The organism is Mesorhizobium sp. CNPSo 4661 (assembly GCF_057784215.1).
Map to the genome: position 1 here is coordinate 144841 of NZ_JBWGIO010000018.1, position 9399 is coordinate 154239.

Below are 9399 nucleotides of genomic sequence, written 5' to 3' on the forward strand. Positions count from 1 at the left end.
TCAGACTGCCGCTGCCAGCTGTTCCGTCACGTCGACATTTTGCCGAGAACGGCCAATCCAGACGCGAAGCAGCGCAAGCAGAAGATCAAGATCCACAGGTTTGGCTATGTAGTCCGACGCACCAGCGTCGAGACATTTCTGCCTGTCACCTTTCATCGCCTTGGCTGTGACGGAGATTAGAGGAATATGCGCAATCGCCGCCATGCCGCGTATCTGGCGCATCGTCTCGTAGCCGTCCATCTCGGGCATCATTATGTCAATAAGGGCGGCATCGATGTTTGGATTCTGCTCGAGCAAGGCGATGCCATCTCGGCCTCGCTCAGCGTGCAGCACCTGAATGCCATAAGTCTCGAGGACACTGGTGAGCGAATAGATGTTGCGGATGTCATCATCGACAATCAGAACCCTGGCGCCGGCAAGGTCGGATTTGTCTGACGGTTGCATAACGGCGCCGCCGTCGCTTTGTCCTTCGCGTGGCAGGGCCGCCGACATCAGCAACGTCAGTTGCCCGAAATTTTCGGCTCGTGGAACGTCGGCCATCTCCGGTTTAAGGGCGATCAGTTGTTCCAGCGCTTCTGGATGTGGAGCGAAGAATAAAAGGTTTGACGGTGGGCCTTCGAACGAGGCGGAGATCTCCTCGAGCGTCTTAGCATTGTCCTTGCCGGATCGGCCGAACCCGAGCACGATCGCGTCGTAGGCCGCAAAATCGACATTTTGGCCATTGGCAGCAATCCGGGCCAAGGCGGTCACAGAGGTGACGCCGTCGCGTATTGCCTCCACCAGTGACAGGCGGCGCTCTGGTTCTGCATCGACCACCAGGACGGCGCGCTGGACACGGAGCTTGCTGGAATGAATACCTTCGAAGACGCTCATGAGATCATCGGTCGACACCGGCTTGGTGGATACGCTGGCCGCGCCATTGGCCGACAAGCCGGCAGCGTCGTCGGCGCCGGAAATGACGTGTATCGGAATCCCTTCCGTCTTCGGGTCGTGCCTCAGCAGGTCGAACAAAACCCATCCATCGATGTCAGAAAGACCTAGATCCAGGGTTATGGCATCCGGGACCAGTTTCCTCGCCAACGCGACCGTGCCGGAACCTGCGGTGGACAGCACGCCCTTGAGACCGGCGGAACGAGCCATGCCCAAGAGAAGCCCAGCAAAAGTTGGGTCGTCCTCGACGATCAGCACTACCCTGTCATTGGGCGATAGAGTGTCGCGATCATCCATCAACTCCGCGGTCGGCATGGCCGAGGTCGGCGAAGCAGCAGACCCTTCATCATCCAGCGATGCCATGGCCTGGGGCGCGGCCCGAGGCCCGTCGAATGGAATGACAAGCGTGAAGGTCGAGCCCTTCCCTGCCGTGCTCTCCACTCTCAATTCGCCGCCTAGCAGGCGAGCGATCTCGCGGCTTATCGACAAGCCAAGACCGGTGCCGCCATATTTGCGGCTCGTCGTTCCATCTGCCTGCTGGAATGCTTCGAAAATCAATTTCTGTTTGTCGTCAGGAATGCCAATGCCGGTATCGGTGACGGCGATCGCGAGCGCCTTGGGAGGCTGAGCGCCATTGCGTCGTCCTGCTCTCTCTGGCCTGAAGTGCAGGCTAACCTGGCCTTGAGATGTGAACTTGAAGGCGTTCGACAGCAGATTAAGGACGATTTGCTGGAGGCGCTTTTCGTCGGTGCGCACAGTCTCGGGAAGCCCCGGATCCACGTCGATGGTGAAGCCAAGCCCTTTATCTGCGGCCAACTGACGGAATGTGCGTTCCATATGCTGGCGAAGATGCGCCAGCGGCATGTCGTTAATCTCGACGGAGACCGTACCGGACTCAATCTTCGACAGATCGAGAATGTCGTTGATGAGGCTGAGCAGATCAGTCCCGGCCGAGTTGATGGTGCGAGCAAACTCGACTTGCTTGTCGTTGAGGTTGCCCTGCTGATTGCTGGCGAGAAGGTTCGAAAGGATAAGCAGCGAGTTCAACGGGGTGCGCAGCTCGTGACTCATATTGGCCAGGAACTCGGATTTGTATTTGGATGTCAGGGCCAGCTGCTCCGCTTTCTCCTCGAGCGCCCGCCGAGCCATCTCGATCTCGAGGTTCTTATTCTCCACCTGTTTCTTTTCGTTCTCGAGCAGCTGCGCCTTTTCCTGCAGTTCCTCGTTCGTGGCGTGCAATTCCTCCTGTTTCTTGGTCAGCTCTGTTTGGCGCGCCTGCAATTCGGATGTCAGCAACTGCGATTGCTTAAGAAGCCCTTCGGTACGCATCGTCGCTGCGATCGTGTTGAGCACGATGCCGACCGACTCCATCAACTGGTTCAGGAATGACTGGTGGGTATCGCGAAATTCGTTGAAGGAAGCGAGTTCGATAACCGCTTTGACTTCGTCTTCGAACAGGGCCGGCAAGATGATGACATTGGCGGGGGCGGCGCTGCCAAGGCCGGACGTGACACGAAGGAAATCCGGCGGCACATTGTCGAGCACAATTGCGCGCTTGTCGGCAGCACTTTGCCCAATAAGTCCCTCGCGCAGATCCAACCGCTGCTTCATCGCGGCCTTGCTCTCGGCGCCATAGGACGCGGCGAGTTCGAGATAGGATTCGTCTTCTTCTCGGTTGGTCACGTAGAATAAGCCGTATTGTGCGTTCACCAACGGCGCCAGCTCCGACATGATCAGACGCGACACGGTCGCCAGATCGCGTTCGCCCTGCAGCATGCGCGAGAATCGGGCGAGATTTGTCTTTAGCCAGTCCTGTTCGGCATTCTTGAGTGTCTGATCCTTGAGGTTGCGGATCATCTCATTGATGTTGTCCTTGAGTGCCGCCACCTCGCCCGACGCCTGCACGCTGATCGAGCGTGTTAGATCACCCTTGGTCACCGCCGTCGACACCTCAGCGATAGCACGCACCTGGGTTGTCAGATTGGCCGCAAGCTGATTGACGTTGTCCGTCAGGTCGCGCCAGAGGCCGGCGGCACCCGGCACACGGGCCTGGCCGCCAAGTTTGCCTTCGATGCCGACTTCGCGCGCGACGTTGGTTACCTGGTCGGCGAAGGTGGCGAGCGTCTCGATCATGCCGTTGATGGTGTCGGCCAAGGAGGCAATCTCGCCCTTGGCGTCCACCGTCAGCTTGCTGCGTAGATTTCCTTGTGCAACCGCCGTCACGACGTCCGCGATGCCACGCACCTGATTGGTGAGGTTCGTCGCCATCAGGTTGACGTTGTCGGTCAGATCCTTCCAGGTTCCAGCGACGCCCTCAACGCGCGCCTGACCGCCAAGTTTGCCTTCGGTGCCAACCTCGCGCGCCACGCGCGTCACCTCCCCGGCGAACGAATTCAGCTGATCGACCATGGTGTTGATGGTCGACTTCAGCTCGAGTATCTCGCCTTTGACGTCGACGGTAATCTTCTTCGACAGATCGCCACGCGCCACTGCGGTGGTCACTTCGGCGATGTTGCGCACCTGGCCGGTCAGGTTTTCGGCCATGGAATTCACGTTGTCGGTTAGGTCTTTCCACGTGCCAGCGACGCCACGAACTTGCGCCTGGCCGCCGAGCTTGCCCTCAGTGCCGACCTCACGTGCGACGCGTGTCACTTCGCCGGCGAATGAGTTCAGCTGATCGACCATCGTATTGATCGTCGACTTCAGCTCCAGAATCTCTCCCTTGACGTCGACTGTGATCTTCTTCGAAAGATCGCCGAGCGCCACGGCGGTGGTGACCTCGGCGATGTTGCGAACCTGGCCGGTCAGATTGGCCGCCATGGCATTGACGTTGTCGGTCAAATCCTTCCATGTCCCGGCAACCCCACGCACCTGCGCCTGTCCGCCGAGCTTGCCATCGGAGCCCACCTCGCGCGCCACGCGCGTGACTTCCGAGGCGAACGAATTGAGCTGGTCGACCATCGTGTTGATGACGTCCTTGATCTGAAGGATCTCACCTAGGGCGTCGACCGTGATCTTCTGGGTCAGGTCGCCGGTGGCGATGGCCGTCGCCACCTTGGAGACGTCGCGCAACTGCACCGTTAGATTGCCGGCCATCGCGTTAACGTTGTCAGTCAAATCCATCCAGGTGCCGGCAACGCCTTCGACGTGAGCTTGGCCGCCGAGCTTGCCTTCGGAACCGACTTCGCGCGCCACGCGCGTCACCTCGGAGGCAAACGAATTCAGCTGGTCGACCATCGTGTTGACGGTGTCCTTGAGCTCCAGAATTTCGCCCTTGACGTCGACCGTGATCTTCTTCGACAGGTCGCCACGGGCGACAGCCGTGGTCACTTCGGCGATGTTGCGCACCTGGCCGGTGAGGTTAGCGGCCATCAGATTGACGCTGTCGGTGAGATCTTTCCAAGTTCCGCCGACGCCTTTCACCTCGGCCTGACCGCCGAGCTTGCCTTCAGTGCCGACCTCGCGGGCAACGCGCGTCACCTCGGAGGCAAAAGAATTGAGCTGGTCGACCATCGTGTTGATGGTGTCCTTGAGCTCCAGGATTTCTCCCTGGACGGCCACGGTGATCTTTTTCGACAGGTCGCCCGACGCGACGGCCGTCGTCACTTCGGCAATGTTGCGAACCTGGCCGGTCAGGTTTTCGGCCATCGAGTTCACATTGTCGGTGAGGTCCTTCCAAGTGCCCGCAACACCACGCACCTGGGCCTGACCGCCCAGCTTGCCTTCGGAACCGACCTCGCGCGCCACGCGGGTGACTTCGGAGGCAAACGAATTCAACTGGTCCACCATCGTGTTGATGGTATTTTTCAACTCGAGGATCTCGCCCTTCACATCGACGGTGATCTTCTTCGAAAGGTCGCCGAGAGCGACGGCGGTCGTCACCTCGGCAATGTTGCGAACCTGGCCGGTCAGGTTCTCGGCCATCAAATTGACGTTGTCGGTCAGATCTTTCCAAGTCCCTCCGACACCTTCGACACGCGCCTGGCCGCCAAGCTTTCCTTCGGTGCCGACCTCGCGCGCCACGCGCGTCACCTCCGAGGCGAATGAATTGAGCTGATCCACCATTGTGTTGATGGTGTTCTTAAGCTCGAGAATTTCCCCTTTCACATCGACAGTAATCTTCTTCGACAAATCACCCGATGCGACGGCCGTGGTAACCTCGGCAATATTGCGGACCTGCCCCGTCAGGTTGGTCGCCATCGCATTGACGTTGTCAGTCAGGTCCTTCCAGGTGCCAGCCACGCCTTTGACGCGCGCTTGCCCTCCGAGCTTGCCTTCTGTGCCCACTTCACGGGCGACGCGAGTGACCTCCGAGGCAAAGGAGCCCAATTGCCCGACCATGGTGTTGACGACTTTGCCGATGCGAAGGAACTCACCTCGCAGGGGCCGCCCGTCGATCTCCACCATCATGGTTTGCGACAGGTCACCCTTGGCCACGGCTCCAATGACACGGGCGACTTCCGTCGTCGGTTGCACCATGTCCTCGATCAGATTGTTGACGGAGCGAACGCTGCTCTCCCAACTTCCGGTGGCGTTGCGAACGCGGCCGCGCTCACCGATCCGCCCGTCCTTACCGACCACCCTGCTCAGCCGCTCGAACTCGCGCGTAACTTGGTCGTTGATTTCCACGATCTGGTTAAATGCATCGGCGATATCGGAATCGAGTCCGTCGTAGACATTCTCGATGCGGACGGAAAAGTCCCCACGCCGGAACGCTTTGAGCGCATTCAAGATGTGCCGGCGGTCCAACTGCGCCTTCGATGCTAGCCTACCCACAGCGCCCCTCACACTCAGCTGACACAGATAAACGTCGTTTTGCTGAAAAACCCCGTCGCGGATACACCTCCGCGAGGAAAGTAACGCGAAAAGCTCCTCTGGGTTCCAACGCTGCGCTGGGCTACACGACAACTCGGCGAATAAGCGGGGAAGCGTCCTCCTCCCTCGATATCGCCAGGTCCGGAGAGCTTACGCCAATACGGTTGGATGATGATCCCGGCGTCCCTGCAGGATGTCCTTCATGAGCTCCTCGCGCTTGGGGGTGTGGGAACTGCAAGGGCTGCATTGATCTTGGCGTTCCAGTCCGGATTCGACCAAGCCGATCCATTCCATGCCTCGCCGTGCGGTAGCGCACCGATAAAACTTGAACTCCTAGCGGTCGCATATTCCAGTTGGTGGTGGAGAGCGAATATTTCGTTCAATCGTTCCAGAAGGTTGAGCCCGGCAGCATGGTGCGTTGACCTTGATACCGGCTTCACGCCCACGGAGCCGCGATGGCATCGCCGGTGTTTTCTGCCAATCCTCGTCGACCGCGCATAGCTTGCCGTCAGCTGCCGAAGACCTGTTATTCGAAACGCCAGTCACCGCAAGAGCCCGTTCATATCGAAGTCTTCCCAGCCCCGCAGGCGGGTCGCCTCGTCCCAACTCGCGTCAATGTCATTTGCAGGACCGTGGCGCCTCTTTTGCGAGCGTTTAATGGCAGTCTTCGCGGCGGCGCGTCGTCGGTTCTCGGCGACCTTCGCCGCGTCTTCTTCGCGCCAGACTGAGACCAGGTCGCGGTCAAGCACATCCTCGATGTGACGCGGATCGAAGACGTGGAAGGTTATCTTCCTGGCTCGGCCGCGAAGCTTGACTGTCCTGGTCCCCGCGCTCTGCAAGCGACCGTCTTTCAGCCAGCGGCGCCGCTCGCCCTGCTTGATCGTGAGGATGTCCTCGACTTCGCGCGGGATCACCGGCAAGTCTTCGATGTCGTGCATGGCCTCGAACACGATCGCCGAAGCCGCCTGAATATCAGCATCGGAGCCCTCTGGCAGGCGCAAGGTCACTTTTCGAGATTCAATGTGGAGCAGCTTCCTCAAAGCCGCAGGAAGGCGAGCACGGATCTCGAGGAAAATGCCCCTCGCCCGCACCGACGATCCAAGCGTCGCCGCCGAAGACAGGGGCCACTCAGCAATTAACTTACCAGTTGGAGAAATTTTGCGGCGTGCGGACATGGCCTTTAGATTGGCCTTCGATCCAGTTCGTTTCAATACGGCCGCGCCGGTGAGGGTCCGCCATACTGCTATTTGGAGTCGCGTTCGATACCGACGGTGTCGCCGTCGCCATGCACTGCGTCGCGGTCCCAATCGTTGGTCTTGCCGGGTGTTTTGGCGGCCGCTTCCCGCCGCTCTTGACCTTTGTCTTTGCGCGGCTGGCGCTCCTGCATCTCGGTGTATTTCGATTTCTCGTTGCGCGGCATGCAAACCTTCCATGAATAAGCCATCGAAATTCAACCGGCAGGCTGGACAATCGTTCCAGAGAAGTTGAACCCGGCGCCAGCGCCTTGCGTTTGTTCTTGGAGCCGCTCAGGGAGACAAACGGTGACCCGGATCGCAACCTTCAACGTTAATGGTGTCAACGGCCGCCTACCGGTGCTCCTGAAGTGGCTCGGCGAAACCAGCTACGACGTGGTCTGCCTGCAGGAATTGAAAACTTCCGACGACAAATTTCCGATCGAGGCGATCCGGGACGCCGGCTACGGCGCTATCTGGCATGGCCAGAAATCCTACAACGGCGTGGCGATACTGGCGCGCGGGAGGGATCCCATCGAGCGCCGCCGCGGCTTGCCTGGTGACCCCGACGATACGCATAGCCGCTATCTGGAGGCGGAGATCGACAACATGGTCGTCGCCTGCATCTACCTGCCCAATGGCAATCCGGCGCCAGGACCCAAATTCGATTACAAGCTGCGGTGGTTCGAACGTCTCGTCACCTACAGCAGATCGCTGCTGGACGAGCGCGCCGTGCTGTGTGGTGACTACAATGTCGTCCCGACCGAGATAGACGCCGTGGTGCCTGCTCGCTGGTTGGGCGATGCCGTCTTCTTCCCGGAAAGCCGGAAAGCCTATGCGAAAATGCTATCCTTGGGCTGGGTGGACGCGATGCGCCGGATTTACCCAGGCAAGGGCATCTACACCTACTGGAACTTCTCCTACCGCGGCGGCTACGACCGAAGCTCCGGATTGCGCATGGATCACTTGCTTGTCAGCCCATCGCTGGACGAGAACATTCGAGATGCCGGCGTGGATGTCGAAACCCGAGGCTGGGAAAAGCCGAGTGATCACGCACCAGCTTGGCTCGACCTTGGCCGTTAGGTCCCTGGTCCCGGGATTGCTCCCATCAACTCCAGCATCCAGATACCGCAGAGTAAAGGAATTCCTCATTCAGCAAATCAAATTCAGCCTCCATGGCATCCAGCTAATCAGCTGTTACGCCGACAAACTTCTTTCTCGGCCCGGTGGGATACACCAACTGGGACGGTGGTGTGAGTGTGATGAGAAGTTGCGCAAAGTGGAAGTTCGCCCGGCTCAGGCGATGATCAGGCTCGCCGCTTTAAGCTGCCTTTCAGCATGGTCGCTAAGTCTAGGCCGCCACATGGGCGCTTCCCATCCACTAAGGCCGTCGCTGTCGGTTCACGGCTAGGCACCAGCACGGGCCACCATGTGTTGCGGGGCCACTAAGGAGTTAGGCCTCAATCGCAAAACGGGCTTACCGACTGAGCTACATCCCAATTTGCTAATCGCGCGCTTGAGGTCTACTCTGCGATACATCGGCCGCCAGTGTTTCGGATGCAGCCGACCGTAAGAGGTACGCGCTCTTGCCCGTCAGGGAGAGCGCCGTGCCCCAATCTCTTCTTCGCAACCATATTTTGAAAGCCCTTTCGCCCGAGGATTTCGGGCTGCTGCAGCCGTCAATGCATCACGTCGAACTGGGCATCAAGGACCGACTGGAGACCCCGTATCAGCCAATCGAGCATGTGTATTTTCCAGAGGCGGGCATCGCTTCGGTAGTCGCCACCCTGACCGGCGGCCGGCAAAGCGAAGTCGGCATCATTGGCCATGACGGCATGACAGGGGTCGCGATTATCCTCGGCCAGGACAGTTCCCCCAACGAAACCTACATCCAGGTGGCAGGCAATGGCTGGTGCCTGCCAGTTCCCAGCCTTCGCGTCTCGATTGCAGAAAGCCAGAGCCTTCGCGACTCGCTGCTTCGCTACGCACACGCGTTCCTGGTGCAGTCGTCCCGCACGGCACTGGTCAATGGCCATTCGAAAATCGAGGAACGGCTGGCCCGGTGGTTGCTTATGGTCGATGATCGTATGGAGGGCAACAGGATCTATCTGACGCACGAGTTTCTGGCCACCATGCTTGGCGCGCGGCGCCCTGGCGTCACCATAGCCCTGCAAATGCTTGAATATCGGGGGCTGATCCACGCCAGGCGCGGCGAGATCACAATTATCGACCGGCCCGGAATGATAAAGCTGACGCACGGCGCCTATGGGGAGGAAGAGCAACGTCACTTCGGCGCTGCCCGGCTGATTGTCCGGAATCGGACATAAGCTTGAAGGCCGCCGAATATTTGGCCATAAATCGCGTTGGTCTTGGTTCAGGGAGGAACTCCAATGACCAACACTGTTCACACCGTGACGGTTGA

General features: G+C 59.3%; 5 protein-coding genes and 1 pseudogene. 2 read left to right on the top strand and 4 right to left on the bottom strand.

Annotated elements, in window-relative coordinates; genetic code table 11:
* The 4 genes and pseudogenes from AC0YKC_RS26120 to AC0YKC_RS26135 form a co-directional block, all read right to left on the bottom strand.
* The gene (locus AC0YKC_RS26120; RefSeq protein ID WP_488513155.1) at nucleotides 1-5679 is read right to left on the bottom strand and encodes a HAMP domain-containing protein; all 5679 of its coding nucleotides are present in this window, start codon (nucleotides 5677-5679) and stop codon (nucleotides 1-3) included.
* Nucleotides 5680-5891: 212 nt separating this feature from the next.
* A pseudogene (locus AC0YKC_RS26125) lies at nucleotides 5892-6249 on the bottom strand (ABC transporter substrate-binding protein); the annotation flags it as partial.
* A 38-nt stretch (nucleotides 6250-6287) separates the two neighbouring features.
* Nucleotides 6288-6920: a hypothetical protein gene (locus AC0YKC_RS26130; protein WP_488513156.1), complete on the bottom strand. Its 633-nt coding sequence runs from the start codon at nucleotides 6918-6920 to the stop codon at nucleotides 6288-6290.
* A gap of 68 nt (nucleotides 6921-6988) precedes the next feature.
* On the bottom strand, nucleotides 6989-7165 hold the full coding sequence (locus tag AC0YKC_RS26135; protein ID WP_488513157.1) for a hypothetical protein: 177 nt from the start codon (nucleotides 7163-7165) through the stop codon (nucleotides 6989-6991).
* Nucleotides 7166-7286: 121 nt separating this feature from the next.
* Here AC0YKC_RS26135 and xth point away from each other — a divergent pair, with 121 nt between their 5' ends.
* Entirely contained in the window at nucleotides 7287-8060 is a 774-nt protein-coding gene (gene xth / locus AC0YKC_RS26140; RefSeq protein WP_488513158.1) for an exodeoxyribonuclease III, read from the top strand.
* Nucleotides 8061-8584: 524 nt separating this feature from the next.
* On the top strand, nucleotides 8585-9304 hold the full coding sequence (locus tag AC0YKC_RS26145; RefSeq protein ID WP_488513159.1) for a Crp/Fnr family transcriptional regulator: 720 nt from the start codon (nucleotides 8585-8587) through the stop codon (nucleotides 9302-9304).
* Nucleotides 9305-9399 lie beyond the last annotated feature (95 nt).

Coding starts and splice junctions, on each gene's coding strand:
- AC0YKC_RS26130 (WP_488513156.1), bottom strand. CDS start 6,920: ATGTCCGCACGCCGCAAAATTTCTCCAACTGGTAAGTTAATTGCTGAG.
- AC0YKC_RS26135 (WP_488513157.1), bottom strand. CDS start 7,165: ATGCCGCGCAACGAGAAATCGAAATACACCGAGATGCAGGAGCGCCAG.